This is a genomic window from Chlorobium ferrooxidans DSM 13031, from assembly GCF_000168715.1.
Taxonomy (GTDB): Bacteria; Bacteroidota; Chlorobiia; order Chlorobiales; family Chlorobiaceae; genus Chlorobium; species Chlorobium ferrooxidans.
The window spans coordinates 32,696-58,879 of record NZ_AASE01000002.1 but is presented as its reverse complement, the minus strand read 5'-3'; the positions used below and the strand labels follow the sequence as shown (position 1 = coordinate 58,879).

Annotated in this window: 24 protein-coding genes; 7 read left to right on the top strand and 17 right to left on the bottom strand. The window is 51.0% G+C overall.

Translation table 11 applies throughout. From position 1 onward, the window contains the following. Window positions 1-117: 117 nt before the first annotated feature. The 4 genes from CFERDRAFT_RS01785 to CFERDRAFT_RS01770 form a co-directional block, all read right to left on the bottom strand. On the bottom strand, window positions 118-327 hold the full coding sequence (locus tag CFERDRAFT_RS01785; RefSeq protein WP_006365481.1) for a hypothetical protein: 210 nt from the start codon (window positions 325-327) through the stop codon (window positions 118-120). Between the two features lie 173 nt (window positions 328-500). After that, entirely contained in the window at window positions 501-2,216 is a 1,716-nt protein-coding gene (recN, locus tag CFERDRAFT_RS01780) for a DNA repair protein RecN (RefSeq protein WP_006365480.1), read from the bottom strand. Between the two features lie 191 nt (window positions 2,217-2,407). Beyond that, the gene (locus CFERDRAFT_RS01775; RefSeq protein WP_006365479.1) at window positions 2,408-2,608 is read right to left on the bottom strand and encodes a Sec-independent protein translocase subunit TatA/TatB; all 201 of its coding nucleotides are present in this window, start codon (window positions 2,606-2,608) and stop codon (window positions 2,408-2,410) included. An 85-nt stretch (window positions 2,609-2,693) separates the two neighbouring features. Continuing rightward, window positions 2,694-3,314 carry a phosphatidylserine decarboxylase gene (locus tag CFERDRAFT_RS01770; protein ID WP_006365478.1) on the bottom strand — a complete coding sequence of 207 codons (621 nt, stop codon included), beginning with the start codon at window positions 3,312-3,314 and terminating at the stop codon, window positions 2,694-2,696. A 218-nt stretch (window positions 3,315-3,532) separates the two neighbouring features. Between CFERDRAFT_RS01770 and tilS the strand changes: the two genes are divergently transcribed. Continuing rightward, window positions 3,533-4,546: a tRNA lysidine(34) synthetase TilS gene (gene tilS, locus CFERDRAFT_RS01765; RefSeq protein WP_006365477.1), complete on the top strand. Its 1,014-nt coding sequence runs from the start codon at window positions 3,533-3,535 to the stop codon at window positions 4,544-4,546. A gap of 8 nt (window positions 4,547-4,554) precedes the next feature. Here tilS and CFERDRAFT_RS01760 read toward each other — a convergent pair whose 3' ends face one another. The 5 genes from CFERDRAFT_RS01760 to trpD all read right to left on the bottom strand — a co-directional run bounded on the left by CFERDRAFT_RS01760 (window position 4,555) and on the right by trpD (window position 8,609). Continuing rightward, the gene (locus CFERDRAFT_RS01760) at window positions 4,555-5,589 is read right to left on the bottom strand and encodes a hypothetical protein (protein ID WP_006365476.1); all 1,035 of its coding nucleotides are present in this window, start codon (window positions 5,587-5,589) and stop codon (window positions 4,555-4,557) included. A gap of 11 nt (window positions 5,590-5,600) precedes the next feature. Further along, on the bottom strand, window positions 5,601-6,041 hold the full coding sequence (gene rnhA / locus CFERDRAFT_RS01755; protein WP_006365474.1) for a ribonuclease HI: 441 nt from the start codon (window positions 6,039-6,041) through the stop codon (window positions 5,601-5,603). Window positions 6,042-6,124: 83 nt separating this feature from the next. Next, window positions 6,125-6,340, bottom strand: a complete 216-nt coding sequence (gene rpmB, locus CFERDRAFT_RS01750) for a 50S ribosomal protein L28 (protein ID WP_006365473.1) — start codon at window positions 6,338-6,340, stop codon at window positions 6,125-6,127. 146 nt (window positions 6,341-6,486) lie between these two features. Then, window positions 6,487-7,479 (bottom strand): chlorophyll synthase ChlG, encoded by a 993-nt coding sequence (gene chlG / locus CFERDRAFT_RS01745; protein WP_006365471.1) that lies wholly within the window; start codon window positions 7,477-7,479, stop codon window positions 6,487-6,489. 74 nt (window positions 7,480-7,553) lie between these two features. Beyond that, window positions 7,554-8,609, bottom strand: a complete 1,056-nt coding sequence (trpD, locus tag CFERDRAFT_RS01740; RefSeq protein WP_006365469.1) for an anthranilate phosphoribosyltransferase — start codon at window positions 8,607-8,609, stop codon at window positions 7,554-7,556. A gap of 244 nt (window positions 8,610-8,853) precedes the next feature. Between trpD and CFERDRAFT_RS01735 the strand changes: the two genes are divergently transcribed. Together CFERDRAFT_RS01735 and cutA are read left to right on the top strand one after the other, a co-directional pair. Then, the gene (locus tag CFERDRAFT_RS01735; protein WP_006365467.1) at window positions 8,854-9,936 is read left to right on the top strand and encodes a M24 family metallopeptidase; all 1,083 of its coding nucleotides are present in this window, start codon (window positions 8,854-8,856) and stop codon (window positions 9,934-9,936) included. 37 nt (window positions 9,937-9,973) lie between these two features. Further along, entirely contained in the window at window positions 9,974-10,321 is a 348-nt protein-coding gene (gene cutA / locus CFERDRAFT_RS01730) for a divalent-cation tolerance protein CutA (RefSeq protein WP_232209736.1), read from the top strand. Window positions 10,322-10,393: 72 nt separating this feature from the next. Here the strand turns inward: cutA and CFERDRAFT_RS01725 are convergent, their stop codons facing one another. The 3 genes from CFERDRAFT_RS01725 to CFERDRAFT_RS01715 form a co-directional block, all read right to left on the bottom strand. Next, window positions 10,394-11,563, bottom strand: coding sequence for a DNA polymerase III subunit (locus tag CFERDRAFT_RS01725; RefSeq protein ID WP_006365465.1), 1,170 nt, complete (start codon window positions 11,561-11,563; stop codon window positions 10,394-10,396). A gap of 16 nt (window positions 11,564-11,579) precedes the next feature. Beyond that, window positions 11,580-12,491, bottom strand: coding sequence for a branched-chain amino acid transaminase (locus CFERDRAFT_RS01720; protein WP_006365463.1), 912 nt, complete (start codon window positions 12,489-12,491; stop codon window positions 11,580-11,582). A 219-nt stretch (window positions 12,492-12,710) separates the two neighbouring features. Continuing rightward, the gene (locus CFERDRAFT_RS01715; protein WP_006365461.1) at window positions 12,711-13,916 is read right to left on the bottom strand and encodes a 6-phosphofructokinase; all 1,206 of its coding nucleotides are present in this window, start codon (window positions 13,914-13,916) and stop codon (window positions 12,711-12,713) included. Window positions 13,917-14,100: 184 nt separating this feature from the next. Here CFERDRAFT_RS01715 and CFERDRAFT_RS01710 point away from each other — a divergent pair, with 184 nt between their 5' ends. Continuing rightward, window positions 14,101-15,375: an ABC transporter permease gene (locus CFERDRAFT_RS01710; protein WP_006365460.1), complete on the top strand. Its 1,275-nt coding sequence runs from the start codon at window positions 14,101-14,103 to the stop codon at window positions 15,373-15,375. 39 nt (window positions 15,376-15,414) lie between these two features. Here CFERDRAFT_RS01710 and ispF read toward each other — a convergent pair whose 3' ends face one another. Further along, window positions 15,415-15,888 (bottom strand): 2-C-methyl-D-erythritol 2,4-cyclodiphosphate synthase, encoded by a 474-nt coding sequence (ispF, locus tag CFERDRAFT_RS01705; RefSeq protein ID WP_040432934.1) that lies wholly within the window; start codon window positions 15,886-15,888, stop codon window positions 15,415-15,417. 226 nt (window positions 15,889-16,114) lie between these two features. On the opposite strand from ispF, the gene CFERDRAFT_RS01700 reads away from it, so the two are divergent. Continuing rightward, a complete protein-coding gene (locus CFERDRAFT_RS01700; RefSeq protein ID WP_040432933.1) occupies window positions 16,115-17,212 on the top strand; it encodes a DUF4407 domain-containing protein in 1,098 nt (365 codons plus the stop codon). Between the two features lie 14 nt (window positions 17,213-17,226). Here CFERDRAFT_RS01700 and CFERDRAFT_RS01695 read toward each other — a convergent pair whose 3' ends face one another. Beyond that, complete coding sequence (locus tag CFERDRAFT_RS01695; RefSeq protein WP_006365457.1) at window positions 17,227-18,171, bottom strand: dihydroorotate dehydrogenase; 945 nt, start codon at window positions 18,169-18,171, stop codon at window positions 17,227-17,229. Between the two features lie 112 nt (window positions 18,172-18,283). Next, window positions 18,284-20,395 (bottom strand): alpha-glucan family phosphorylase, encoded by a 2,112-nt coding sequence (gene glgP / locus CFERDRAFT_RS01690; RefSeq protein ID WP_006365456.1) that lies wholly within the window; start codon window positions 20,393-20,395, stop codon window positions 18,284-18,286. A gap of 157 nt (window positions 20,396-20,552) precedes the next feature. Here glgP and CFERDRAFT_RS01685 point away from each other — a divergent pair, with 157 nt between their 5' ends. After that, on the top strand, window positions 20,553-21,419 hold the full coding sequence (locus CFERDRAFT_RS01685; RefSeq protein WP_006365455.1) for a metallophosphoesterase family protein: 867 nt from the start codon (window positions 20,553-20,555) through the stop codon (window positions 21,417-21,419). 70 nt (window positions 21,420-21,489) lie between these two features. Here the strand turns inward: CFERDRAFT_RS01685 and CFERDRAFT_RS01680 are convergent, their stop codons facing one another. Then, window positions 21,490-21,960 carry a hypothetical protein gene (locus tag CFERDRAFT_RS01680; protein WP_006365454.1) on the bottom strand — a complete coding sequence of 157 codons (471 nt, stop codon included), beginning with the start codon at window positions 21,958-21,960 and terminating at the stop codon, window positions 21,490-21,492. Between the two features lie 207 nt (window positions 21,961-22,167). Between CFERDRAFT_RS01680 and CFERDRAFT_RS01675 the strand changes: the two genes are divergently transcribed. Next, a complete protein-coding gene (locus CFERDRAFT_RS01675; RefSeq protein ID WP_006365453.1) occupies window positions 22,168-24,132 on the top strand; it encodes a tetratricopeptide repeat protein in 1,965 nt (654 codons plus the stop codon). A gap of 47 nt (window positions 24,133-24,179) precedes the next feature. On the opposite strand, the gene carB is transcribed toward CFERDRAFT_RS01675, so the two are convergent. Then, window positions 24,180-26,036, bottom strand: a complete 1,857-nt coding sequence (gene carB / locus CFERDRAFT_RS01670) for a carbamoyl-phosphate synthase large subunit (protein WP_006365452.1) — start codon at window positions 26,034-26,036, stop codon at window positions 24,180-24,182. Window positions 26,037-26,184 lie beyond the last annotated feature (148 nt).

Sequence of the window (26,184 nt, the reverse complement as noted above, 5' to 3'; positions counted from 1 at the left end):
TCAGAAAGATAGAAGATAAATAAAGAAACCAAATTTGCTCTTTCAGAAATATTTTCAGGATCCGGTACTCTTGATGCGCGCTCTTTTTGCACTCATTCAGCGCCGCTTCCGGAGCGGCTACTTCTGTTTCCATTCTGCGGGGTCAACCGTTATCAGCCAGTTGAGTGTTCTTCCGATCCCTTCGTCCAGAGAGATCTGTGGTGACCAGCCAAGCATCCTGCGGGCTTTTGATGCATCAATAACTGCTCGGGAGGCAAGCAACACAACTGCCTGACGGGTAAGGAGGGGACGTTTTGCCTGTTTGACCATCCGGTAGAGTGACTTCATTGCTCCAGCAAGCAGATAGACAAAGCGGTAGGGCAGATAGCGTGATGGCGGTGGAGCATGAATTCCTTTGGCTATCCCGATGCACCGGTGACCAGAACTACGGTCATTTCAGGATGATGCATGATAGTAACTATTTTTTCGACCAGGTCATGTAATGGATGTGCAGGAGCACTTCAGTGACGAAGCGCTGATTCCGCGCCGGCAACCAGCTCGGCGGCAAGAGTGAGTGAGGATGGTGAAATCCGGTTTCCGCTGATGAGTGCGGCAATGGCCTGAAGACGGCTCTCCCGGTCGAGAACGGTTACCTCGGTTACGGTTCTCTCTCCCAGCACAGATTTCTCTACAGAGAGGTGCAGATCGGCCATAGCGGCAATCTGCGGGAGGTGGGTGATGGCAATAATCTGGTGAAGCCGGGAGAGGGTTTTCAGGCTGTTTCCGACGGCATCGGCAATACGACCGCTGATACCGGTATCAATTTCATCAAAAACAAGAATCGGCAGATCAGCGGATGCAGCGAGCGCACTTTTCAGGGCGAGCATGATTCTTGAGATCTCGCCACCGGATGCCACCTTAACGAGAGGTCTTGGTTTTTCACCCGGATTGGTAGAGATCAGGAACTCTATCCGGTCATAACCGTTCGGCAGTGCGGTATATGTTTTCCCTTCAAGTGCAATCTCGCCATTCTCCTGCTCCTCATGCACCATGCTCACAATGAAGGTGGCATTCGGTATGCCGAGATCTGCGAGTTCTCCCTGAATGATGCTTTCAAGGCGGCAGGCCTCCTTCTGCCGTTTGAGGGAGAGTCTCGCTGCATCAACGGAGAGTCTCTCTTTCTGCTGCGTGATCTCACTTTCGATTCGGGAGATCTCCTCTTCAAGATTGTTTTCAAGAGCTATTCTTGTGTCAAGTTCATCCCTCAGATCAATAAGCTCCGGCAGCGTTCGACCATATTTTTTGCTGATTCGCTGGAGCTGGAGCTGGCGTTCACGAAGTTCCTCCAGTCGAGAGGGGTTGAAATCAATAGCAGCAGAGTAGCTGCGGCTGAACCGGGCAAGTTCGTCAACAATGCTTTTTGCCGTCCGGGTCTCCTCGAGATGAATAGCAAACTGTTTGTCAATATCAGCAAGCTTCTCAAGGGTATGGATAGCAGTGCTCAGGACGGAGTATGCCGAGTGCTCGCAATCATAGAGCTGGTCGCTGAGTGCTGTGCTGAGGGTAAAGAGGGTTTCTGCGTTTTCCAGAAGCGTGATTTCAGTTTCGGCAGACTCTTCTTCACCCCGTTTAAGGTCGAGCATATTGAGTTCGTTGAGCTGGAAGTCAAGCAGCTCTTTTTTATCGCGAATTTCAGCCACCTCTTTGTTGAGTCGTTCTATTTCAAGCTGGAAATTCCGGAGCCGTGTGCGGGTTGTTCTGTAGGCGGTCACCTCCGGCAGGCTCCCTGCAAATTCATCAAGAAGCGTTTCGTGGGTTTCGGCGCGCAAAAGGAGCTGGTGTTCATGCTGGCCGTGCAGATCAATCAGCAGCTCCCCGACCTGCTTGAGGAGCCCTGCAGTGCAGGGTGTATCATTGATGAAGCAGCGCGATTGACCGGTTGAAGAGAGCTCCCTGCGGAGAATAAGTTCCACGGCCGGTTCGATATCAGCGCCATGCAGAATGGTGTCAATTTTCTCACTTCCTGCCTCTTTCAGAACCGCCTCTATAACTGCTTTGTTAGCGCCCGAGCGGACAAGGTCACTGCTTGCCCGTTCTCCGAGAACAATGTTCAGGGCACCCATCAGAATTGATTTGCCTGCACCGGTTTCACCGGTGATAATAGTCAGTCCGGGCCTGAACTCAACCGTTAGCTCCTGGATCAGAGCAAAATTTCTGATATAAAGGCTGAATAGCATATCCGGGGTTTCTTGATCTGTGCAGTCAACTGCAAAGATAACGCTAAAAAAAGAAAAAGGTACTATCCTTCCATGTTGCAGCCGCGCTCTTGCTGTGCCGATTTGACAGATCAAGGGCGTGCAGGTTCTTGTGGATGTTCAAAAAGCCCTGACAAGGGCTTTTTGAACAGAGGTTTATGGCTGACAGCGAGTCAAGCGGTTGTCGATTTATCCTTTTTCGGGGCTTCATCGGCAGCTTTATTGAACTCTTCTTCGATATCATTCTGGGCCTTCTTGAACTCTCTCATTCCCTTGCCCAGACCTTTTGCCAGCTCGGGAAGTTTTTTTGCACCGAACAACAGCAGAATTATCAGCAGTATAAGAATGAGTTCCTGTCCACCTAATCCAAACATCGCAACTCCTCCGGAGATGATAAAATGATATAATGCTACTCAATGATAATTATATAAGGAATAAGCATTCCGAAACCAACATTTTTCAGTATCTCGCCAGGATGGTCCGGCCCGCGACGGATTTCTGGCCGACCTGAACCTCAACGGCTGCCCCCGGAGGAAGGGTGAGATCCACTCTTGAGCCGAACTTTATCATGCCGAACCGGTTGCCTATGGTAACCTGCTCATCTCTTTGAAGCGGACAGACAATTCTCCGGGCAAGAAATCCTGATACCTGGCTGAAGAGCACCCTGATCTCACCATTGTCGATACCGATCTCCATTTTTTCATTGCTCTCCATGCTCCGGTTGTCAAATGCCATAAGGAACTGACCGGGTTTGTAGTTTACTTTTGTTACTCTGCCGCTGATGGGGATCCGGTTGACATGGACATTAAAGGGTGACATGAATATGCTGACCAGCGTACTCTCTTCCTGCTTCTGAACCAGAAGGATTCTGCCGTCTGCCGGTGCGAGGATTATGCGCTGTTCATTCGGGACTTTTCGTTCAGGGTCTCGGAAAAAGTAGAGGGTAAAGAGGCTGAAGGTGACTGTGGCAATCAGCAGTGTGATTTTGACTCCCGGTGGAAAAAACAGGGCGGCACCGCTGCAGAGCATACAGATCAGTAAAGCTTTTATCATGGTGCTGTAGCCGTAGGGAGTAAACATAGGTTTTGGTCGAGGGGCGGTTAGTGATGGTAAGCGTACCAAACATGATAATTATTTATCTTGTACCTGAAAAAACAGGGTAAAGATTTTCGGTTTGTTTTGCAACTATTGTTCGTTGTAATGGTTAGCAAGCCTGATCAGGCGCACTCTCATCCCGTTGTCGTGATAACGAAGTACGGGTTGCTTCTTGCGGGAAAAACGATAATGAGCGGGGAAAAGTGAATGCTTTAGAGAAAAAGTTTCTCAGTCAGATAAAGGCAAGGCGGCTGGTTGAACAAGGTGACAGGATTCTTGTTGCTCTCTCCGGAGGGCCGGATTCAATGGCCATGCTCTCCCTTTTCACGGCACTGCGTCCTGTGCTGCATCTTCAGCTTGCTGTAGCTCACTGCAACTTCCTGCTCCGCGGCAGAGAGAGTGACGGTGATGAGGATTTCGTGCGTGAGGCGGCTCTCAGGCTCGGTATGGAGTGCTTTGTGGAGCGATTTGATACCCGGCATCATGCCTCGCAGCTGAAAAAGTCTCTTGAAGAAACCGCACGAATTCTCCGTTACGGTTTTTTTGACAAGGTGCTTGAGGAGCAGGGATTCTCGAAGGTTGCCACCGCTCATCATGTCAGTGATAATGCCGAGACTATTCTTTTTAATCTCTTCAGGGGAGCTTCTCTTCCCGCTCTCAAGGGGATCAGGGCCCGAAATGACCGGATCATCCGGCCGATGCTGCTGCTCCATAAGGCTGAAATCAAAGGCTACCTGAAGGAGAAGGGCATTGCGAGCCGGATTGACAGCAGTAACAGTTCCGATGACTACGACCGGAATTTTATCAGGAACCGCGTCATTCCGCTGATCGAGGAGCGGTTTGCCCATAAACTGATGCCATCGCTCCAGAGAGTCTCGGAACAGGCAGGGGAGCTTGAAGAGTTTCTTGAACTCTATTTTGAAAACCTTGCTGAATGCGAGCCCGGACTTTCACTTGTTGAGGGCAGGCTTGAGGTCGGTGCGCTCAGGAAGTTGACGGTTTTCGAACAGAAAGAGATTTTTAAAAGAGCTCTGCGCGAAATGGATACACCGGTTGACGCGCAGGCACTGCAGAAGCTGGTTGATCTACTGAACTCCCGGCCGGGAAAAGTGGTGATGGCCGGCAGAGGGTTGCAGGTGCTCTGGAAAGGCAGAGTGCTCTGTTTTCTGCGGGATCCGCTCTCCTCTCCTGGCAGCCCGGACGCTCTGGAGAGGTAACCGGGCTGTTACTTTTTCTCTTTGGCCTGCTGGAAGAGTTCTATGGGAAGCTTCGTATGAATAATCACTGATTCATAGTTCTGCTGAATATCAAGCTTTTCAAGCAGTTTTTTCGCCTGGTCGGATGTTCTTGTACCGGCGAGCTCCGAAAGCTTGATTGCCCCCCAGAGAAAGGTTGAGGAGAAATAGGCAGCCCGTCTGGTTGTATAGACCCATTCGCTCTCAGCTTCAATTCCGTCACTGAGTTTCAGGGAGAGAGCCATACTCCGGATACGGTTCAGGTTTCCGAGGGTTTTCATGTCCCGGTTAGCCGACGTGAGGCTTTGCAGTGCGCCTGTGGTCCATGATGCGGAAGGCAGTGCAAACCAGAGATGTGATTTGTATACAGCCTTGTCGATAAGGGTTGTGGTGAGAGAGTCCCGCGTGTAAAAACTCCCGGTTGGAACGAGGAACTCCTGAAGCATATTCCTGCTGTTGGCAAAAGCTATACGTTTCGGATCAAGCTGACAGATCCAGAGTGTACTGTCGAGAGCGTAACATTGCCGGCCCCCTATTTTTTCAGAGAGAGTGCTGTTTGATTTGAGAAATGATTCGGGAAGCTTTTTTGACAATGGCCCCCAGGCAACTCCTATATAGTGCTGCTCTTTGTATCCCCTTCGCCTGAAACTGATCAGGAGGGTGTCAATATCCTCAGTGGTGTTGATCCTTGAAGCTCTTATGATTTCTTCAACCCTTCCTTTTGGCTGGAAGAGCGGCGCCTTTTTCAGCGAATCCGGAATGATCTCCTTCCAGATACGGCTCTGGCGGATATCTTTCAGTCCAATGTAGATAAGGGCATCGGATTTTCCGGGAATCCTGTCAACCAGACCCTTGATCTCCGGGTTTAAGGGTTCCGGCTGCACTCTTGTTTTCGGCCAGTTGATCCAGACTACTATGGCAAGAAAGCAGATCATGCTGAATGTGCTGATCAACAACAGGAGCCCCGCCCCCTTTTTGAAGGAGCGTTTTTTCTCTCTTGTGTCAGGTCCGGTTTTGCTCGGCATACAGCAACTGGTTATGGATGTTTTTTTATGGCTTCCCGTGCCAACACGTCGCAGCGATTGTTGTAGGGATTGTCGCTGTGGCCCTTCACCTTGTGAAAGGTAACCTCATGCAATCTAATCAACTTCAGGATTTTTTGCCACAGATCCGGATTCTCGACATTTTTTTTTGCAGCAGTCTTCCAGTTATTGACAACCCATCGTTTCAGCCACCCCTCATTGATGGCGTTGACGAGATAGCTGGAGTCGCTGTAGAGATCAACCCTGCAGGGCTCCTTGAGTGCTTCGAGCGCTTCTATTGCCGCAGTCAGCTCCATGCGGTTATTGGTTGTAGCTGGAGAGTATCCTGATAGTTCGCGGGTTGAAGGACCGTACATCAAGAGTGCTCCCCAGCCACCGGGCCCCGGATTTCCGCTGCACGCCCCGTCTGTGTATATGATCAGTTTTTTTTGCATAGACAAAAAAAGGCTCAACCGTTGATGATTGAGCCTTTATAAAACATTGAAAATCTTGAGTGTCCTTATGGATCCGGACGCTCTTATACCAGTTTGGCGAGCTCTGCGGTACCGGTTTTAGCGATAATTCTCATGGCTTTTGCAGAAAGCTTGACTTTGACAAACCGCTTTTCCTCTTCAATCCAGACTTTTTTTGTGTGGAGGTTCGGCTCAAAACGGGTACGGACATGGTTGTTCGCATGGGATACCGTATTACCATATATAGGCTTTTTACCGGTCAGAAGACAAACTTTTGGCATGGTGCAATCAATTGGTGTTAAAAAAACGAACTGGAATATAACAATAGTTTTGTAATCCCGAAACCGATTATTGTCGCACCGGCAGGTCAATAAATCGTCGGAACAACGAAGCAATCAACTTGCGGAACAGATTTCCGGAATGCTCGTTACGGGCGGATGCCGACGGCGCACACCATCATCGACAGCACATAGAGCAGGGTTCCGAATGCGTTGTACCAGACCGCTTTTTCGAGGGGTTTGGCAATCAGGATTTTCTGCATCGGCAACTGGGCAACAAGCAACACAAGAGCAATCACGGTTGTTGTCATGGAGCCTTTGTAGACAAGAATGGCAATGGCTGCAAGCTGGGCAAGATCCATAAGAATTGCGGCAAGAACTGCTGCTTTTTTCTCTCCGAGCTGGACCGGGATGGAGGCCACCTTGCGGATACGGTCACCGACAACCGATTTGAAGTCGTTGAGCGTCATGATGCCGTGTGCACCGATTGAAAAAATAATTGCAAGTGCAATGGTCTCCGTTGATGGAACGCCCTGGGTAATGGCGAAACTGCCGGTCAGCCATGCAACACCCTCATAGGCCAGACCGACGATGAGATTGCCGAACCAGCCGTTTCGTTTAGCTCTGATTGGCGGTCCGGAATAGGCGTGTGACATCAGTACCCCGACAAAGGCGATGGCGACGACATAGGGGTGGATGGAGAGGGCTACGAGAAAGCCGCTGACAATCAGGCCGAAGGTAATCAGCCAGCTTGCAGATTTTGATATTTTCCCTGCCGGGATAGGTCTGTCGGGCTCATTGATAGCGTCAACTTCGCGGTCGAAGTAGTCGTTCATGGTCTGCGACATGGCGCACATAAGCGGACCCGCAAGGAGAACTCCCCGAAGAAGTATGTCCCAGTTGGCAGCTACACCTTCACCGGTTGAGACCACACCACAGGCAAAGGCCCACATCGGGGGGAACCAGGTGACAGGCTTCATGAGCGGCAGGATAGCTGAAGGGTCGATCCTGAAGCCTGGTTTGTTGACATTTTCAAGTGCCTGCCGGATGATCTTCTGACGGTCGTCGCTCACTCCTGACTGACGAAGCTTTTCATTGATGCTGTGCTGCATCTCAGGATTTAGCGTTTCGCTTCCGTTCATGGGTGTAATGATTCTCGCTTCGGCTTAAAAACAAGGGAAACAGTATACAAGTTTTTTGGCATAAAGATAAGCATTTAGTTTACGCCCGACCTGTATTTCTCGGTGAGCTGAGTGTTTATTTTCAGAATCTCATTGAATTTTTTCTCTGCACGGCCACTTTTAAGAGCATCTGCAGCTTGGCTGAACCCTTCATTAATGGATGATGCTTTTCCTGAAACAAAACAGGCCATGGCAGCGGTGAAGATGCTGGCATCAAGATGAGCCTGCGGAGCGGAACCGTCAAGGATGTTCCGGATAATGGATGCATTTTCATCTCTGGTTCCTCCCTTGATATCCGACAGGGCATGGCGGCCAAGGCCGAAATCTTCAGGATAGATGGTTTTGCGCCGCACGGACTGGTGCAGTATCTCGATAACATAGGTTGGCCCGTTAAGGCTCGGTTCATCAAGAGCAATGCCCTCTTCAGTCATGGAGTGAACCACAAGCGCATGCCGCGCCCCGGTCTGCAGGAGAACCTCGGTATAGAGCTCCATGAGCTCCTGGTTGAATACGCCGACAAGCTGCCTTTTTGCCCGTGCCGGGTTGATAAGGGGGCCGAGAATGTTAAATATTGTTCTGATACCCATCTCCCTGCGGATACCGGCTACCCGTTTCATCGACGGGTGGTAGAGGGGGGCAAAGAGAAAGGCAAACCCTGTTGCTTCAAACAGCTCCTTTGTCGCTTCAGGCGGAAGATCAATCGTAAATCCGAGGGCTTCGAGCACATCGGCACTGCCACAACTGCTCGTTACCGAACGGTTTCCGTGCTTGGCGATGGGGACTCCCGCACTGTTGGCAATAATTGATGCAGTGGTCGAAATGTTGAAGGTGCCGGCATGATCACCGCCGGTACCGCAGGTATCAACAGCATCTTCATCAAGGGATATGCAGTTGGCTTTTGCCATCAGGCTTTGATAGGCTCCGACAGCCTCCGCAGCCTTCACCCCTTTTTTTTGCAGGAGCGCAAGCAGTGCCGCAATGACAACATCGGAAAACACCCCGTCCATGATGCTGTTCATGCAGTAGGTCATCTCTTCCTGTGAAAAATCCTCCCCTGTGAGCAGCTTTTGCAGTAACTTCTTTTGCGGCATATATCGGATTGGTTGGCAAATGAGTTCGAATATTCGTAAATGTAAATAATAATGAGAATTGATATAAATCTAAATAGGGCACCTCTATTAATTGTCGTGAGCGATTTGAGTGCGAGGCGGACGGAGCCAGAGAAACCGGAATGTACACGGAGTACTTGAGGATTTCGAGCACCGCCCAACGAAGCAATCGAATCGCGGAATAGGTTAATAGGGGTGCCCAATAATCAGAGCTGATTCTGTGCTTATGGATAACGTATACCGGGAAGCTGCCCTGAAGATGGTTCTTGGCAAAATGATGGCCCAGGCTCTTGATGCCTGTATTGTTACCGATCTTTCGGTTATCCGGTGGCTTACCGGTTTCAGCGGCTCCAGCGCCAGAATGATTGTTACCAGGGAAAAAAGCTGGCTTTTTACCGATTTTCGCTATAAGGAGCAGGCGGCCCGAGAGGTGATTGTGGCTGAAACGGTAATTTCAGCCGAAGGGTTTGATGCCGAGCTTGGTTCAGGCCGATACGCCCTTGGGGAGAGCGTTGCCCTGCAGTCGGATAATATTACCTGGCACGAAGCCACACGACTGATCGAGCGGCTTCACGGACGGCAGCGGGTTATTCCCGTTCACGCTTTTTTTGATGAGTTCAGGATGGTCAAGCATGAGACCGAACTGATGAAGATGCGGCGTGCGGCAGAGATCAGTGAAGCGGTACTGGAAGCTGTGCTTCCCCTTATCACGCCTGTGGCTACGGAGATTGATATTGCGGCTGAAATTTCGTACCAGCATAAAAAACTCGGAGCAGAAAAAGACTCTTTTGATCCGATTGTTGCCGGAGGTCCCCGTTCTGCCATGCCCCATGCAAAACCTTCATCAAACCCCTTCAAGCCCGGAGAGCTGATTGTTATCGATATGGGCTGTGTCTATGAGGGGTACGCCTCCGACCAGACAAGAACCCTCTCACTTGGTAGGGCGTCGGAGGAGGCCCGCACTGTTTACCGTATTGTCCGGGAGGCTCAGGAGCTCGGCATAGCCTCGGCGACGTGCGGCATGACCGGCAAGGAGCTTGACGCGATAGTGCGTGGATATATTGCCGGTCACGGCTACTCGGATGAGTTTGGTCATGGTCTCGGCCACGGTGTCGGGTTCGAAGTGCATGAAGAGCCGAGAATCAGCCCGAAAGGGGAGCTGGTGCTTCGGGAGAATATGGTTTTTACCATTGAACCGGGCATTTACCTGCCCGGCAGATTCGGCGTGCGTATTGAGGATACGGTGGTACTCGGAGCGCACGGCGCCGAACCGTTGCAGCGTTTCAGCAAGGAACTTATTGAACTGTAATCTTATTGCCCCGGAGATCATGAAAAGCGATTATTGCATGGTTATCACCACGGCCCCTGACCGGGAGGAAGCCGAAAATCTTGCCGAGGGTATTCTGGAAAACCGTCTTGCGGCCTGTGTACAGATGGCTGATATCCGGAGCTTTTTTATCTGGGAGGGAGCGCTGCAGAAAGAGGATGAAGTTGCGCTCTCCATCAAAACCACCGAAGAGCGTTATACGGCCCTTGAGGCCTACATTCTGGAGTATCATCCCTACGATGTGCCTGAAATTATCAAGCTTCCCGTTACCGGGGGTCTGCCCGGTTACCTTAACTGGCTTGACTCCACGACCGGGGATAGGAAAAATATAGACTCCGAGGGCCCAAAGGACCAGGAGATGCTGTAGTACCTCTTTTTACGTCTCCTTGCGGTCCCTGTTGTCCTTTTGGTCCTTTTCGGAAATTCTCCTCAAAGCCTTTCAGGCCCGCTGCAGCAGGCGGCGGATCTCGGAGGTGTAGGATGCCATGACGAGGAGCGGACTGGCATTGCGTTCGATGGTGCGGATCGCCTCTTCGGTGAGGGTTGAGATGGTGAAGAAATCCGCATGGGGGAAGTTCCGGGCAAAACGGTCAATCGAGTCGGTAATGTCGGGGTTGTTGAGTTCCGCAAACTCCGGCACAATTTTGCGGTGGTTGATGTCCTGAAAGAAGAGCAGGAGCGCACCAAGAAAGAGCGTCAGCTCACTGCGCGTCAGGTTTCGGGCACACTCTTCAGCGGCCATAATAGCTTCATGGAAGCGGTTCGGCGTGAGCACCTTGCGCAAATAGTCGAGCGCCTGGTTGCGCAGGAGCATGGTTGGCGTCTCAGCTCCATTGCTGTCACGGTTGTTGATCAGCTCCCATGCAAGCCGGAGGTTTCCCCTTGAAAAACTGATAATAAAGCTCAGTTCGGGCTCCACAATTTCGGGGCGGTTTTCCATCAGCCAGAGGCGCAGTTCCCGGGCGGTTACTTTTGTGAAGCGGAGAGCCTGGCATCGTGAGCGTATGGTCGGAAGGAGCCCGTCCGGCCTTGAGGTTACCAGAATAAACAGCACATGAGCAGGCGGTTCCTCAAGCAGTTTCAGCAGCTTGTTTGCTGCCGAGGGGTGCAACCGGTCAGCCTGCGAAATAATGAAGATCTTTTTGCTTCCCTCACCCGGCATAAAGGAGGCTTTATGCTGAAGCGCGATAATCTGTTCGGTCAAAATGCCCATGGAGCGCTCCATGGCGGGAGAGAAGTAGGGATTCTCTTTTTTTTGTTCAAGCAGCGCTTCGTATCGTTCCCTGGCCTCGGTAAACTTTTTGTTCTCTTTTTTTGCCCCCTCCCCGGGGTCAAGCAGGGCTGATTCGACAGGAAAGAGATACTCAATATTCTGGTGCATGAAGGAGCGAACCTGCATACAGTCAGGGCAGGTTTCGCATGAACCCTCGCCGTTCTGAAGTGAAGCAGTGCGGCAGTTGAGAATTGAGGCGAGTTCAAAGGCAACGGACTCTTTTCCCGACCCTTCCGGGCCGGTAAAAAGGTAGGCATGAGCAAAGCGGTCTGTTTCAAGAGCTTTCTGCAGAACACGGATCTGCTGTTTCTGACCGATAATGTTTTTCCAGCTCATGCCTTCTCTGTCACCGTCATATAAAGGTCAGCCAGTTGTAGGGATCTTCGCCGGTCTGAACGATTTTCAGGTAGTGATGCTGCAGTGCTTCGGTAATCGGACCGCGCCGTTCATTGCCGATCGGATATTTGTCGATGCTTCTGACCGGGGTGATCTCTGCCGCCGTACCGGTCAGAAAGACCTCATCGGCAACATAGAGCGCTTCGCGGGGAATCAGCGTTTCACGAACCTCGTAGCCAAGCTCTTTTGCGATGTGCATCACGGCGAAGCGGGTAAAGCCGGGCAGGATTGACTGACCGGACATGGGGGTATAGATAATGCCATCGCGGACAACGAAAATATTCTCGCCGCTCCCTTCGGAAACATAGCCGTTAACGTCAAGCGCAAGGCCTTCGGCATAGTCATCCATCAGGGCTTCCATTTTGATAAGCTGCGAGTTCAGATAGTTTCCTCCGGCCTTTGCCCAAGAAGGCAGGGTGTTCGGAGCCGGACGGGTCCAGGATGAAACCCGGACGTCAACACCGGTTTCAAGAACATCCTCTCCAAGATAGGTGCCCCACTCCCAGGTGGCAATGGCAACTTCAATGGAGGCACGGTGAGGGTTGACTCCGACTGCCCCCTGTCCGCGGTAGACCAGCGGACGGATGTAGCAGGCTTTCTGACTGTTGGCGTGGATGGTGCTGATGACCGCATCTTTCAGCTCCTTTTCGGAGTATGGAATTTCAATACGGTATATTTTCGACGAGTCCCTGAGCCGTTTGATATGTTCGTCAAGAAAGAGCACCGCCGAGCCTTTGAGGGTCTCATAGCAGCGGATCCCTTCAAATGTGGATGAACCGTAGTGGACAACATGTGACAGGATGTGGATTTTGGCGTCATTCCAGTCAATCAGTTCGCCGTTCATCCAGATTTTTGCAGACTTGTTCATGATGCGGGTATTGGATGTTAAATCGTTACCGGTCTAAAACTCAAAGATATATTGTTTTGAGTTTTTTGAAAGTAAATGGAGCTGTTTTTCTGTAGTGTACGGGTAGATAATCTACTTTATCATCCGGTTCATGCAGCCGGATGTAATGCGGAAGAGGTGCGAGAGGAAACAGCAAACCCGCATGGTATTGCGGGCCTGCTGATCTTGAATTGGGAACGCTCAGTAGATTCTTTCGTAAACGCCGTCCACTTCACGAAGAATCGGCTCATAGAGGCTGGCTTTTCGTCCGAAGCAGATGCCGAGCGCTTCATACATGGCGACATGGTCAAGATCGACATGGCGCTGGACAATAGCTTTGCTCGATTCAATGTATTCGATTTTACGACCCCTGACTTTGGATATCGTCACTCCTGTTTTGCCGTCAAGAAGGAGCAGAATAGCCGCCGCTCCGGCTTCGAAGCCGAAGTTGACATCGTAAGCCGAAGAGCTGCCTGAACGGACAAGGTGGCCGGGATGCACTTCACGCACTTCGGGAATCTCGTAGATTCCTTCAACGAACATACCGGTCTCTTTCATGAAAATCGGCATGGCCGGGTCGGTTTTCATTCTTTTCTGGATCTGCTGGCAGGTAAATTTGCCTGCACCGGCCAGTTTCTTGTGGCCGAAAGCATCAACGCCGGCTGATTCATCAACAATGTCGCTGCCATCGGCATTTTTTATGCCCTCGGCAACCACTATGGTATAGGTACCGCTGTTGACGTCGCTCTCCCTGATTCTGCGGGTAAAGCGCTCCTTGAGGTGTTCGTAGACAACATCCCAGTCTGCCGGAATTTCCGGTATGAGAATACAGTCGGCTTCAGCTGCAACACCGCTGCGGAAAGCGGTATGTCCGGCATAGCGGCCGAATACCTCGGTTACGAGTACACGGTTGTGGGTTCTGCCGGTGGTTTTCAGGTCATGGACAAACTGCGCAATACGGTTGATCGTGGAATCTCCGCCGACCGAGTAGGTCTGGAGGTCGAGATCCATGGTTTTCGGTGCGTGGATGCACTGTATGCCATTCTGGTTGAGGTCAACCATAACGCTTCCGGAGTCGTCACCGCCGCTGATGACAAGAGCGTCAAGGTCAAATTTTTTCATGCCGGCCTTGATGCGGTTATACTTTTCCGGATTGCTTATTGCCTTGATTTTAACTCTCGAATGACCGGCTTCGGATCCGGCAAAACTGGCATCGAACAGGTCAAGTCGACTCTGGTCAAGACGGACAATAGATGGCTGATCAATGAGGTTGTAGAGTCCGGCGTAGCCGTTTGGAATGATATAGAGTTCGAGGTCTTTTGACAGAGCCATCATTGCCGCACCCTTAAGCACTGCATTGAGTCCACCACAATCTCCTCCGCTGGTCAGTATGCCTATTTTTTTCACTGTACTATTCTCCTTGAATGCTCGGGTTAGTTTTTAATGGCCGAATTTAGTTATTTAAATGAGGAGTTCATTGTTCCTGCTTCTGGCAATCAAGATAGATTTTTTGTCTGATTTTTCAACGCAAAGCTGCAAAATTTAAATAGGTGAGGATGCTTCCCATAACGCCAGAATTGCTCATCATTTCATGAATTATCTGGACCAGGCAAGGATTGCTTTCGTGCATCTCAGGGAGAGAAAGCGCCAGACTCTCCTGACCGCTCTTGGTGTTGCTGTCGGTTCAGCCATGCTTGTGACCACTATTTCGGTGGCTCGGGGTTCTTCGTCGAATGTCATAGCCAAGGTCATTGATACCATGCCGCATGTTATGGTGACAGCCGAGAGAGTGGTGCCGCTTATTCCGGACAATATCATCGGTCAGAACTCCCGGCGGATTGCCATGGTGACGAAAAATATCACACCGGACAAGCAGGAGGTTATCAAGAATTATGCCGGGGTTGTTGAGAGTATTCGTTCAGTCAAGGAGCTTCAGAGTATTTCACCGTTTGTTCTCAGCAAACTCCTTGCCCGCAACAAGACACGATTTACACCCTGCGTTGCCCGCGGGGTTGTGCCGCAGCTTGAAGGGGAGATTGCCGGTCTTAAAAAGAATCTGATTGAAAAAAATGCTCTTGAGGAGCTCTCCTATACGCCGAATGGTATTCTTGTGGGTGATCTTCTGGCGAAAAAACTCAATGCCGGCTATCACTCAAGAGTTGTGCTGGTGACTAAAAACAGCGAGGAGTTCCCGGTAACGCTGGTGGGCCGCTTCAGCAGCGGATTCAATGCCAAGGATGAGCGGGAAGCCTATGTTAATCTTGCCCTTGCCCAGAGAATGGAGGGAATTGCATCGAACTCGGTGACCGGTATCGGGATGAGAACAGCGCATGTTGAGCGCGCAAAAGAGACAGCCGCAGAGGTGCAGAGGCTGAGCGGTTATAAAAGTGAGAGCTGGGATGAAACCAACCGGAATGTCATTGAGTTCTATAACCGGAATGCCCTGATTACCCTTGTGCTTGTCGGTTTTGTCTTTATTGTTGCAGGCCTCGGCGTCTCTTCGGTTATGACCACCGTGGTACTGCAGAAGGTGAAGGATATTGCCATCATGCGCTCAATGGGTATGCCTGCGGGGAACATAACCCGGATATTCATGCTTGAAGGGTTGATGATCGGGATTCTCGGGGTGCTCATCGGAAGCCCGGTGGGTCATGTGATTTGCCACTTTGTATCTTCCATCCGCTTTGAGGCCAGTACGGCAGGGGTGCTGAAAAGTGACCGGATCAATCTGATAGAAACGCCGGATGCGCACCTTATTGTGATTGTTTTCGGCATCCTGATTGCCGTGCTCTCATCCATGAGCCCGGCGCGAAAGGCAACACGCTATCAGCCGGTACGTATTCTCAGGGGCGAGGTAGGCGCTTAGGGTTATGGCCGGGAGTCCGGATGTTCAGGAGCGGTGTACTCAGATTTTTTTGATGATGCAGACAGCATGTGCGGCCGCACCCTCTTCGCGTCCGATATAGCCGAGTTTTTCGTTTGTTGTGGCTTTGACCGAGACCGTTCCGATCTCCATATTGAGACAGCGGGCAATGTTTTTACGCATGTCGGTGATGTAGGGAGCGATTTTTGGCGCTTCAAGCAGCAGCATGGCATCAACATTGACCGTCCGGTAGCCGTTTTTCTCAAGCAGTTTTCCCACATGCTTCAAAAGGATCATGCTGTCGATATCCTTGAATTCCATGCTGGTGTTGGGGAAGTGCAGACCGATATCTCCCAGTGCCGCAGCACCAAGCAGTGCGTCACTGACCGCATGGAGTAAAACATCGGCATCGCTGTGGCCTTCAAGTCCTTTTTCAGCAGCAATTTCAACACCGCCGATAACCAGTTTCCGGCCCTCTGCAAAGGGGTGTACATCAATACCGATTCCAATACGCATGGTCATAGAGAGTTTAAAGGGTTATGTCAGCAGGGTCTAAAGATAGAATAAATCATGAATATTTGGAACAGGGCGGCTCGTTGAGGAGCAGTAAAGCCTGAAAACGGCGTTGATTTCGCCTGATTTGAACTTTTACCGCCCCCTTTTCTATGAAATGAATAAGATATTCCGGAAATTTCCGTAACAAGTGGCGCCAGAGAGATCAATGAGCGTGCATATGAGTACCATGACCTTTTCCCGATTACAGCGTTTTTTCTGGATCTGCTCCGGAACTCCGGTTTCAGTGATTGAAAAATATCCGACCGAGCACAGCAAATATATCGGTATCGGGGCAACCATATTTTTTACAGCGTTTTTTGCCGGTCTTTCCGGTGGATACGCGCTCTATTTTGTTTTTGCCGGTTCTGCTTTTGCCGGGTTGTGGGCTCTCCTCTTCGGCCTCATCTGGGGGCTGGCGATTTTCAATCTCGACCGGTACATTGTTTCAGGCATCAACAAAAGCTCCAAAGGGCTGAAACAGTTCTACCAGGCATCCCCACGGCTGATATTTGCCGTACTGATTGCCCTGGTTATTGCCCGACCCCTTGAACTGAAAATATTTGACAAGGAGATCCGCGAGCAGCTTCGTCTTCGTTATCTCTCCGATCAGAGGGAGATGATTGGAAAGGTTCAGAGCTCATTCAGGGAGAAATATGCTCTTGAACTCGGCCAGATTGCTGGCTATCAGAAAGAGTATGACAGTCTGAGCAGCGAAGTGAACCGGTTGCGGGAGGAGCTGAAAGCGGAGGTGTTCGGTTCCCATACCGCCACGACTTCCGGTGTGGAGGGGTATGGTACCTATGCGAGAAACAAGGAGCTTGTTGTGAAGGCCAAACAGACAAGACTTGAATTTCTTGCTGCTCAGCTTGCCGGACTTCAGGAGTATATGAACCGCCAGAAAGCCGCTGAGGGGATCAACGCCCAATCGATACAGAATGAAAAAGAGATGGATCAGGCCGTTGCTGTTGCCGGATTTGCCGACAGAAACTGGGCACTGGGTGAGTTGACCCACTCGGCAAACGATGTGAGCCGCTCTTCGGCAAATGCGGTTACCTTTATTACCCTGCTCTTTATTGCTTTCGAATGTGCGCCGCTCATTGTCAAGCTGCTCTCCGATATCGGACCTTCTGATGTGGATATCAGGGAGGCGGAGTCCAGAATTATTTCGCAGTTGACCAGCAGCACATTTCTGTCACGCACCCGGATTGTCCGCGAGTACCGGACTCCAGGCTCCAAAAAAGGGGGCCGGCGGGCAAAGCGGTATCTCTCCAACAAGAGGTGGTAGAAAGAGAGCGCCGGCTAACCGGTAACAAGACTTCCGCTGTACTCTCTGATGGGTATCGCTCCCGGCGCCGAGAAGTGCTGCTCTATGGCTACCGCCACCTTTTCGCTGATGTCCGGATAGACAAAGTTCATGGTGCCGATCTGTACCGCCCGCGCTCCGGTGACGAGGAACTCCATCGCGTCTTCAAATCCGGCAATACCACCCATACCGACCACCGGAATTTTGACGGCATTATAGACCTCCCAAACCTTTGCGAGTGCAATGGGCTTGATAGCCGGTCCGGAGAGTCCTCCGGTGATGTTTTTCAAGAGCGGCTTGCGGGTTTTGTAGTCCACCGCCATGCCGACAACGGTATTGATGAGTGAAACCGAGTCTGCACCGGCCTCTTCTGCGGCAAGTGCGATAGAGCTGATCGAGGTGACATTTGGTGTCAGCTTGATCATGAGGTGACGGTGGGTTATTTTTCGCAGTTCCGAAACGATTTCAAAGGTTGCGTTCCGGCTGACACCCATAATCATGCACTCCCCCTTCACGTTGGGGCATGAAAGATTTATTTCATAGCCGTCAAGTCCGTCAACCCGGTCCAGTTTCGAGACAACTTCACCGTACTCATCGATCGAGCGGCCGGCAATATTGACAATAACGGCCGTATCAAGTGTTCTGAGAAACGGTACCTTCTCCTCTATGAACCGTTCAATGCCGACATTGGCCAGCCCGATGGCGTTGATCATGCCCGAAGGGGTCTCTGCAATTCGTTGCGGGCGGTTGCCGACCCGGGGTTCAAGGGAGATTGCCTTGGTAACGATGCCGCCTATTTTAGAGAGGTCACAGAGCCGGCTCAGCTCTTCGCCGTAGGATACGGTGCCCGATGCAAGCAGCACCGGAGATTTCAACTCCAGACCCCGGCCAAGGGAGACCGATGCGATTGTAGCCGGCTTGGCGCTACCGTGTTGGCTCATGATGGTCAGTGCTTGTTTCGGCACTCACCTGAAACCGGACTTGATTATGATGGTATCAGTCCGGTTCAGGAAGCGCAGAATGAGTATCGTTTCCGTTCCGTTCACTTTTACGTTACTTGTTCAGATAGTAGCGGGTTGCGTAATCCCTGACCATTCTGTGGGTGTTGTATTCCGGTGCAATGGTTGCAATGGCGTTCCGGATTTTTTTGATCCACTCGGTCGGAATATTCTCTGCGTTTCGATTGTAGTATGCAGGAATGATCTGCTTTTCCAGTGTCGAGTACATCTTTTCGGCATCGAAACGGTCCTGTTCCTCATGATTTTCGAAGAATTCACCGTTGCCTATTGCAAAGCCGTTCTCGCCGTTATATGCTTCAGGCCACCAGCCATCCAGCACACTGAAATTCAGCCCGCCATGCAGCACGGTTTTCTCGCCCGATGTTCCGCTTGCCTCCATCGGTCTGACCGGGGTGTTCAGCCAGATATCAACACCGGAAACCATCCGTTTTGCCACACCGAGATTGTAGTTCTCCAGGAAGATAACCTTGCCGGTAAACTGCGGACGGCGCGAGTGATGCACAATCTGGCGGATATAGTCCTTTCCTGCGTCATCGTGCGGATGGGCTTTTCCTGCAAAGACAATTTGCAGCGGCATATCCGCATGATTGATGATCCGGTCGAGACGGTCAAGATCACTGAAAATCAGCGGTGCTCGCTTGTACGTCGCAAATCGCCGAGCAAAACCTATGGTCAGCACGTCCGGAGAGAAGGTGTTTTTCGGAGAGCGCATCACGTCATACTCGTTGTAGAAGGTATTGGAGTGCTGGTGAAACAGCTGGTTTGCCAGGTAGCGGTCGATAAAGTCGAACAGATTGCGCTTCAGGCTGTAACGCAGAGACCAGAGTTCGGAATCGGAGACTGTTGCAAGAGCAGCTTCAGCAGCTTCACGTGAAAGGGTCATCTCGTCGATACTGCCGGCATGGTTTTTCCAGAAACTGTCGGTCAAACCGCATGTCCAGCTGCTGGCGTGCACGCCGTTGGTGATATGACCGATCGGTACATCCGCAACCTCTTTGTCTTTGTAGAGGTGCTGCCACATGGCGCGAGAGACCTCTCCATGCAGTTTTGATACTCCGTTTGCCGCCCTCGACAGATTGAGTGCAAGCACGGTCATGGTGAAGAGTCCGTAGATATTATTCCGGTCTTCGGAGCCGAGCAGCATAAGATCATCGAACGTAATGCCTGTAGTTGCCAGGTACTTGTCGAAGGTGTAGTGCATCATCTCTCTTGAGAATCGGTCATGACCGGCAGGAACAGGTGTGTGCGTAGTGAAAACGCAACGTGAACGGACACTTGCCTTTGCCGCCTCTTGTGTAGCTCCTTTTGCATGCTCCATGGCCAGCAGCTCAAGGGTGAGAAATGCGGAGTGCCCTTCGTTCATGTGATAGACTGCGGGTTTTTCACCAAGCTCTTCAAGCAGCTTGACGCCGCCGATTCCGAGGACGATCTCCTGGTTGATACGCATGTTCTGGTCACCGCCATAGACACGGCAGCAGATATCGCGGTAGTGGGATTCATTCTCCGCAATATTGGTGTCAAGTAGATAGAGTGTTGCCCGGCCGACCTTTAAACGCCATGCCTGTGCAAAAACTTCGCTTTGTGCTATATTAACGGAGATGACGAGATCACTGCCGTCAGCCCGTTTTACTTTTTCAACCGGAAGATGTTCAGGGTGCTGAAGCGGGTAGTCTTCCATCTGCCATCCATCGTGATTGAGGTACTGGCGGAAGTATCCCTCCCTGTAGAACAGGGTGATGCCGATAAAGTTGATGCCAAGGTCACTGGCCGATTTGATGTGATCTCCGGCAAGAACCCCGAGTCCTCCGGAATAGATCCTGACACTTTCATGGATACCGAACTCCGCGCTGAAGTAGGCTACAGGACGCTCAACAAGTTCCGGAGCGTTTTTTGCCGCCCAGGTCTCTTTTTCGTTCATGTAGGCGGTAAAGCGGTCGTGGGCGGCATCTATTTTTTTGCCGAAATCGCCATAACTGCGAGCTTCCAGTTCATCCTGGGAGATATGCCGAAGCAGTTCTACCGGATTGTGGTTGTTCCGTTCCCAGAGCAGAGGAGAGAGCTCCTCAAAAATCTGTTTTGCTTCTGTATCCCAGGACCACCAGAGATTTCTTGTGAGTTCGTTAAGAGAGACTATTTTTTTTTGCATAATGGGTTATGAAATGCTTTGCTTTGCTGCAGCAGGTTGAATGAGAGGCAGAATCTTACAGCATTAAGAGACTTTTGCGGCTTTTGACGTTTGCCCTTGTGAATGAAAATATGGCTCAATTTACTGTTTTAGAATAAAAAACCGCAAACATAACGATTTGAATACAGGAGAGGTGAAAATAGCGCACCTGTCGGACCTTCATGTTTCCGGCAGAAAGGACCACCGCCAGCTCGAAGATCTTGATCGTATGCTCGATCATCTCAACACCGCAGGCTTTGATCATCTGGTCATTTCCGGGGACCTCAGCAATACAGCAAATTCCGGTGACTGGGGGGTGGTGAAAGAGAAACTGGAGAAGCATGGTCGCTACCATTGGGAGAAGACCACCGTTATTGCCGGTAACCATGATTTGATCAATCTTGAAGAGGAGATGCGTTTTTATAACGCCCTGAATCCCTTGCCGCTTCTCAGAAAAAAAGCATTTGATCGCAAGCTCGCTAATTTCTGCCGGTATTTCCGGGAGTTGATTACCGGAGAAGAGGGCGGCACTCCGATCTATCCGTTTGTCAAGATCATCAACTATCCTTCGGTTAGAATTGCCATTACCGCATTCAATTCAGTTTTCCCCTGGTACCCGGCTGATAATCCTTTAGGGGCGAGAGGTGAAGTTGATCAGAAGCAGCTTGATGCATTTTCCTCGGAGAGCCTGCTCTCAACGCTCCGGGAGTGTTTTGTCATCGGGCTCTGTCACCATGCCTATAAGGTGTACGGCACCGATTCGCTGATTGATCAGGCGTTTGACTGGACCATGGAGCTGAAAAACCGGGAAGCGTTTCTTGATCTGATGATTACCCTGCATGCAAGAGTGGTGCTGCACGGACATTTTCACCGTTTTCAGTCCTATGTGGTTAAAGATCTGACCTTTATTAACGGGGGAAGTTTTCGCATCATTCCAAAGCAGTACAGTGAGTTGATCGTGGACGGGAAGGGGGGATTCACTCAGCGTTTTATCATGCTGCCGTGACACCTTCTCAACGGCACTATCGTTTATTCCGGACTCTGCTGCCGTTCCCGGAGATTCGCAATCGCGGTGATCAGCCTATCCGGTTTGTCTTCATGTAGTCGCGGATTCTTTCGGCATGATCGCGATCCTCCTGGTTGAGCTGCTTGAAAATATTTGAGGAGTAGGAGTGTGTCGGGCTGTCGAGAAAGTGCTGAAAATGGGACTCTCCTGCGGCCAGTTCAATGTCAAGCGCGGCCTGAAATGCTGCCTTTCTTGAAGGCGGTGCGGCCGAATAGGCGGCTATGAGAGCTGTAATTTTTTCGTTGGTATCAATAAGGGACTGAAGGTCTTTGGAGAGCAGATTGTCAGGAAAGAATTCCATCGGTTGAGGCTGCTTTTTTTCCTGCTGAAGCAGTGATGCGTGCCCTCTCTCCTCCATGGCGAGCTGCCACCAGAAATCCTCATCTTCGGAGAGCTGATCATGCAACAGCGTATAGAGTTTTGCAAGGCTCAGCTCAAGCTTTATGGACTCGTCAAGGTGCTGCAGAAGTGTAGCGGGCATGGGTAAATACGTTTGGTATTGATTTTAGTGCAGGCGAACTGCTGCTTTGGCATCGGAACAATCTTTTGAAACCTAAATATAACCGAGATATTTTTTCCTTCAGGCCATTATTTTCCTGTAGCGGGAAAAAGTTCTCGGCTTACATGATTTATTAGTGCTTGTGCTTGCCATTGATGAACACGATTAAACCGGAAAAAGTTTGTGGCAATGGGAGGAGAATTCGACAGAGCCTATGCTCTTCACATGAAGGGCCGTTTTGAGGATGCATTTGCGCTTTACCAGAGTGTACTGAGTCGGAATCCCCTACATTTCGATGCGTTGCATCTCTCGGGAGTAATTGCCGCCCAGACCGGTGACCTCCTTCGGGCAGCAGAGTTGATCAAACGGGCATTGGAAATAGATCCCCGGCATATCAATGCCTTGAATAACCTCGGCTATGTACTCAGGGGGCTTGGTCGCATGGAATCGGCGATCGAAATGCATGACAGGGCACTTCTGCTCGAATCTGGACATGCAGATCACTGGTATAACCGCGCTCTTGCCCTCCATGATCTCGCCCGCTTTGAAGAGGCTGTCGGGAGCTTCCGGCAGGCACTTTCCCTGAAGCCGGACTTCGCCGATGCATGGAATATGCTCGGGGCGGCTCTCAATGCACTGACGCGTCATGAGGAAGCTCTGGAGTGTTATGAGCGGTCGATTGCACTGAACCCGTCAACTGCCGCCGCCCATAACAACAGGGGGGTTGCATTGAACGATCTTGAACGGTTTGCCGAAGGGCTGAGAAGCTGTGAGCAGGCTCTTGCTCTGCATGCAGGGGATGTTACCGCCTGGAATAACAGGGCAATCTCCCTGATGGGCCTTGATCGTCATGAGGAGGCACTTGCAAGTTGCATGAAGGCTATTGCACTGGATCAGGGGAGTGCTGAAGCGTGGACGCTTCAGGGTGTGGTGTTGAACAATCTGAAGCGCTACGGGGAGGCGATTGAAGCTCATGAACGTGCCTTGCGGTTGAAGCCCGGAAATGCAAAGGCATACAACAATCTGTCGGTGGCGTTGAATGGCCTGAACCGTTTCCCGGAGGCTCTTTCAAGCTGCACGAAAGCTATTGCACTGAATCCGGACTACAGCGGGGCATATATCAACAGCGGTAACGCACTGAACGGGCTCGGACGCTATAACGAAGCCATTGCATGCTATAGCATGGCACTTGAAAAAGAGCCTGATAGTATTGATGCTTGCTGGAACATCGGTTTCAATCAGCTTCTTGCCGGTAATTTCCGGGAGGGCTGGAAGAACTTTGCATGGCGCTGGAAAAAGAGAGAGATGAAGGGCTATGTCCGGGAGTTTTCTCAGCCCGAATGGAATGGAAAGGATTCACTGGATGGCCGAACCATTCTGCTCTACAGTGAGCAGGGGCTTGGCGATACGATCCAGTTCTGCCGCTATGCAGGAGTTGTCAGGGATAGGGGGGCAACGGTCACGCTTCAGGTGCAGGATGCACTTGCACCGCTTTTAGCAGGCACTCTTGAAGGGGTAACGATTATCAGTGAAGAAACGGAAGTTCCTCCCTGTGACGTTCATCTCTCACTCATGAGTCTCCCAGGGGTTTTTTGTACGGTGGAGGAAACTATTTCTGCCGATAAAAATGGTTACATCAGGGCGGATGCAGCAAAGGTCAGGATTTGGAGGGAGAGGCTTGGAGTCCCGTCAAAGCCCAGGGTCGGTTTGGTATGGAGTGGCAGCACGACCCATGGCAATGATCATAACCGGAGCATTCCGCTCTCTGAATTCGTCAGCGTGCTGCCGGAAGGATTCGACTATATAAGCCTCCAGAAAGAGGTGCGCGAGAGTGACATGGAGGCGCTGCGCGAGCATCCCGGAATAGTACATTTTGGTGAACAGCTTGCTGATTTTGCTGATACGGCGGCTCTCTGTGAGCTGGTCGATCTGGTGGTGAGTGTTGATACAAGTGTGGCCCATCTGGCAGGAGCGATGGGTCGACCGGTCTGGATTCTTCTGCCGTTCAATCCCGACTGGCGATGGCTGCTTAAGCGAGATGACAGCCCGTGGTACCCCACCGCCCGTCTTTTCCGCCAGGAGTCGCCCGGTGAATGGTCGCGTGTGATGATTGCAGTCAGGGAGGCGCTGCTTGAAAGATTTTCCGGATTCTGAAACAATAAAGCCCGCGATGTGCGGGCTTCTTTGCGTATAACGTGGCGTTACTTGTTGCGGTAGGCGGCGTACTCCTGGAGGCTTTTGACGCCGAACTCCTGATGGCGGATACAGTCTATCGCCTGTACCGATGCTTCGGCAGCCTCAATGGTTGTGACAAACGGAACATTGTTCAACACTGATGCAGCGCCGATCGCCTCCTCATCATGCAGGGCTTTTTCGCCTCTCGGTGTGTTGATGACAAAGTTGATCTTGCCGTGCTTGATAATGTCGAAGATGTTCGGTCGTCCCTCTTCTCCCACCTTGAACACCTTTTTGCACTCAATGCCGTTCTCTCTGAGGAAGCTGTAGGTGCCGGCAGTGGCAACAAGATCGAAATCCATGCGGTAGAGCGCTTTGGCAATAGCGATGATCCTCTGGTTTTTATCCTGGTCATTGACGCTGATGAAGACTGCTCCGGAGAGGGGCAGGTGCATGTTTGCCGCCTGATAGGCCTTTGCAAAGGCTTCAGGGAAGTTGTCGGCAAGGCTCATGGCTTCACCGGTTGAACGCATTTCCGGGCCGAGATAGACCCCTGATTTTGCAAACTTTGAGAATGGAAAAACCGGCTCCTTTATCGAGATGTGGGTCATACCGAGTTCATCGCAATCTTTCAGGTCATACACCTGTCGCAGATCGCTGAGCTTTTCTCCGAGCATGACGCGTGTGGCAATTTTTACAACCGGAATTGCTGTAGCCTTGCCGACAAAAGGAACCGTACGGCTTGCTCTCGGATTAACCTCAATGACATAGACACTCTCATTCTGAACGGCATACTGAATGTTCATCAGTCCCACAACCTTGAGGTTTTTGGCAAGGGTGCGGGTATATCCCTTCATGGTCTCTATGGCCTTCGGGCTGATATTGTGATAGGGCAGAATCGAGGTGGAGTCACCGCTGTGTATGCCGGCTGCTTCAACATGCTGCATAATACCGCTGATGACGCAGTCCGAGCTGTCGGCAATGGCATCAATGTCGAACTCAACCGCTGTTTCCAGAAAACGGTCGATCAGGAGCGGATATTTTTCGGTAATGAAGAGCGCCTGATCGATATACTCCTTGAGCGAGTCGTCATTGTAGACAATCTTCATTGCCCGTCCGCCGAGAACGTAACTCGGGCGAACGAGAGCAGGGTAGCCTATTCTGCGGGTAATCTCCTTTGCTTCCTCAAAACTGATGGCCGTGCCGTATTCTGGATGGGGAATCTCAAGCTCTTCGAGGAGTGCGCCGAATTTTTTACGGTCTTCAGCAAGGTCTATCCCTTTTGAAGAGGTTCCGAGAATGGTGACTCCGGCTTCATGCAGCTTGGTCGAGAGTTTGAGGGGTGTCTGGCCGCCAAAGCTGACAATAACGCCGAGCGGCTGTTCATGCTCTATGATACGGATGGTATCTTCAAAGGTGAGGGGCTCAAAGTAGAGTTTATCGGCAATATCGTAATCCGTCGAAACGGTTTCAGGGTTACAGTTCACCATGATGGTCTCATAGCCGGCCTCCCTGAGAGCAAACACAGCCTGGACACAACAGTAGTCAAACTCGATACCCTGGCCGATCCGATTTGGGCCGCCTCCGAGGATTATGACTTTCTTCCTGTCAGAGGAGATTGATTCGTTTTCCTCCTCGTAGGTTGAGTAGTGGTAGGGTGTTTTTGCATCGAATTCAGCAGCGCAGGTGTCGACGGTTTTGAAGACGGATTCAACATGGTAATGTTTTCTGAGAGCCCGGATTGCGGGTTCGGAACTGTTGAAGATATTGGCAAGTTGAAAATCGGAAAAGCCGTGCTGTTTTGCTTTCAGAAGCTGCTCTTTCGGGAATTTGCGGGAAAGGTCAGTAACCTCCTGCGGCAGGTCGGAAGCTTGAGTGGTCATGCAGTCTCAGTAGTTTTGAAAAGCTTCAGGATTCGACAGTGTAAAGGTAACAATTCACCTCTTTATATAAAAACCGGTGCATTATACAAAAATGCCCATGCTTCTCAAAGCCGCCCGTTTGAGCTTCCTTCGCTTCTTTTTCTGCGGC

Excerpts from the sequence above, each read along its gene's own strand:
- CFERDRAFT_RS01735 (WP_006365467.1), top strand. The coding sequence starts at position 8,854 with ATGGATAACGTATACCGGGAAGCTGCCCTGAAGATGGTTCTTGGCAAA.
- CFERDRAFT_RS01775 (WP_006365479.1), bottom strand. The coding sequence starts at position 2,608 with ATGTTTGGATTAGGTGGACAGGAACTCATTCTTATACTGCTGATAATT.
- trpD (WP_006365469.1), bottom strand. The coding sequence starts at position 8,609 with ATGCCGCAAAAGAAGTTACTGCAAAAGCTGCTCACAGGGGAGGATTTT.
- CFERDRAFT_RS01720 (WP_006365463.1), bottom strand. The coding sequence starts at position 12,491 with ATGAACAAGTCTGCAAAAATCTGGATGAACGGCGAACTGATTGACTGG.
- CFERDRAFT_RS01700 (WP_040432933.1), top strand. The coding sequence starts at position 16,115 with ATGACCTTTTCCCGATTACAGCGTTTTTTCTGGATCTGCTCCGGAACT.
- CFERDRAFT_RS01710 (WP_006365460.1), top strand. The coding sequence starts at position 14,101 with ATGAATTATCTGGACCAGGCAAGGATTGCTTTCGTGCATCTCAGGGAG.
- glgP (WP_006365456.1), bottom strand. The coding sequence starts at position 20,395 with ATGCAAAAAAAAATAGTCTCTCTTAACGAACTCACAAGAAATCTCTGG.
- recN (WP_006365480.1), bottom strand. The coding sequence starts at position 2,216 with ATGCTATTCAGCCTTTATATCAGAAATTTTGCTCTGATCCAGGAGCTA.
- CFERDRAFT_RS01770 (WP_006365478.1), bottom strand. The coding sequence starts at position 3,314 with ATGTTTACTCCCTACGGCTACAGCACCATGATAAAAGCTTTACTGATC.
- rpmB (WP_006365473.1), bottom strand. The coding sequence starts at position 6,340 with ATGCCAAAAGTTTGTCTTCTGACCGGTAAAAAGCCTATATATGGTAAT.
- CFERDRAFT_RS01675 (WP_006365453.1), top strand. The coding sequence starts at position 22,168 with ATGGGAGGAGAATTCGACAGAGCCTATGCTCTTCACATGAAGGGCCGT.
- rnhA (WP_006365474.1), bottom strand. The coding sequence starts at position 6,041 with ATGCAAAAAAAACTGATCATATACACAGACGGGGCGTGCAGCGGAAAT.
- CFERDRAFT_RS01695 (WP_006365457.1), bottom strand. The coding sequence starts at position 18,171 with ATGAGCCAACACGGTAGCGCCAAGCCGGCTACAATCGCATCGGTCTCC.
- carB (WP_006365452.1), bottom strand. The coding sequence starts at position 26,036 with ATGACCACTCAAGCTTCCGACCTGCCGCAGGAGGTTACTGACCTTTCC.
- CFERDRAFT_RS01785 (WP_006365481.1), bottom strand. The coding sequence starts at position 327 with ATGAAGTCACTCTACCGGATGGTCAAACAGGCAAAACGTCCCCTCCTT.
- cutA (WP_232209736.1), top strand. The coding sequence starts at position 9,974 with ATGGTTATCACCACGGCCCCTGACCGGGAGGAAGCCGAAAATCTTGCC.
- ispF (WP_040432934.1), bottom strand. The coding sequence starts at position 15,888 with ATGCGTATTGGAATCGGTATTGATGTACACCCCTTTGCAGAGGGCCGG.
- chlG (WP_006365471.1), bottom strand. The coding sequence starts at position 7,479 with ATGAACGGAAGCGAAACGCTAAATCCTGAGATGCAGCACAGCATCAAT.
- CFERDRAFT_RS01760 (WP_006365476.1), bottom strand. The coding sequence starts at position 5,589 with ATGCCGAGCAAAACCGGACCTGACACAAGAGAGAAAAAACGCTCCTTC.
- CFERDRAFT_RS01680 (WP_006365454.1), bottom strand. The coding sequence starts at position 21,960 with ATGCCCGCTACACTTCTGCAGCACCTTGACGAGTCCATAAAGCTTGAG.
- CFERDRAFT_RS01725 (WP_006365465.1), bottom strand. The coding sequence starts at position 11,563 with ATGAGCTGGAAAAACATTATCGGTCAGAAACAGCAGATCCGTGTTCTG.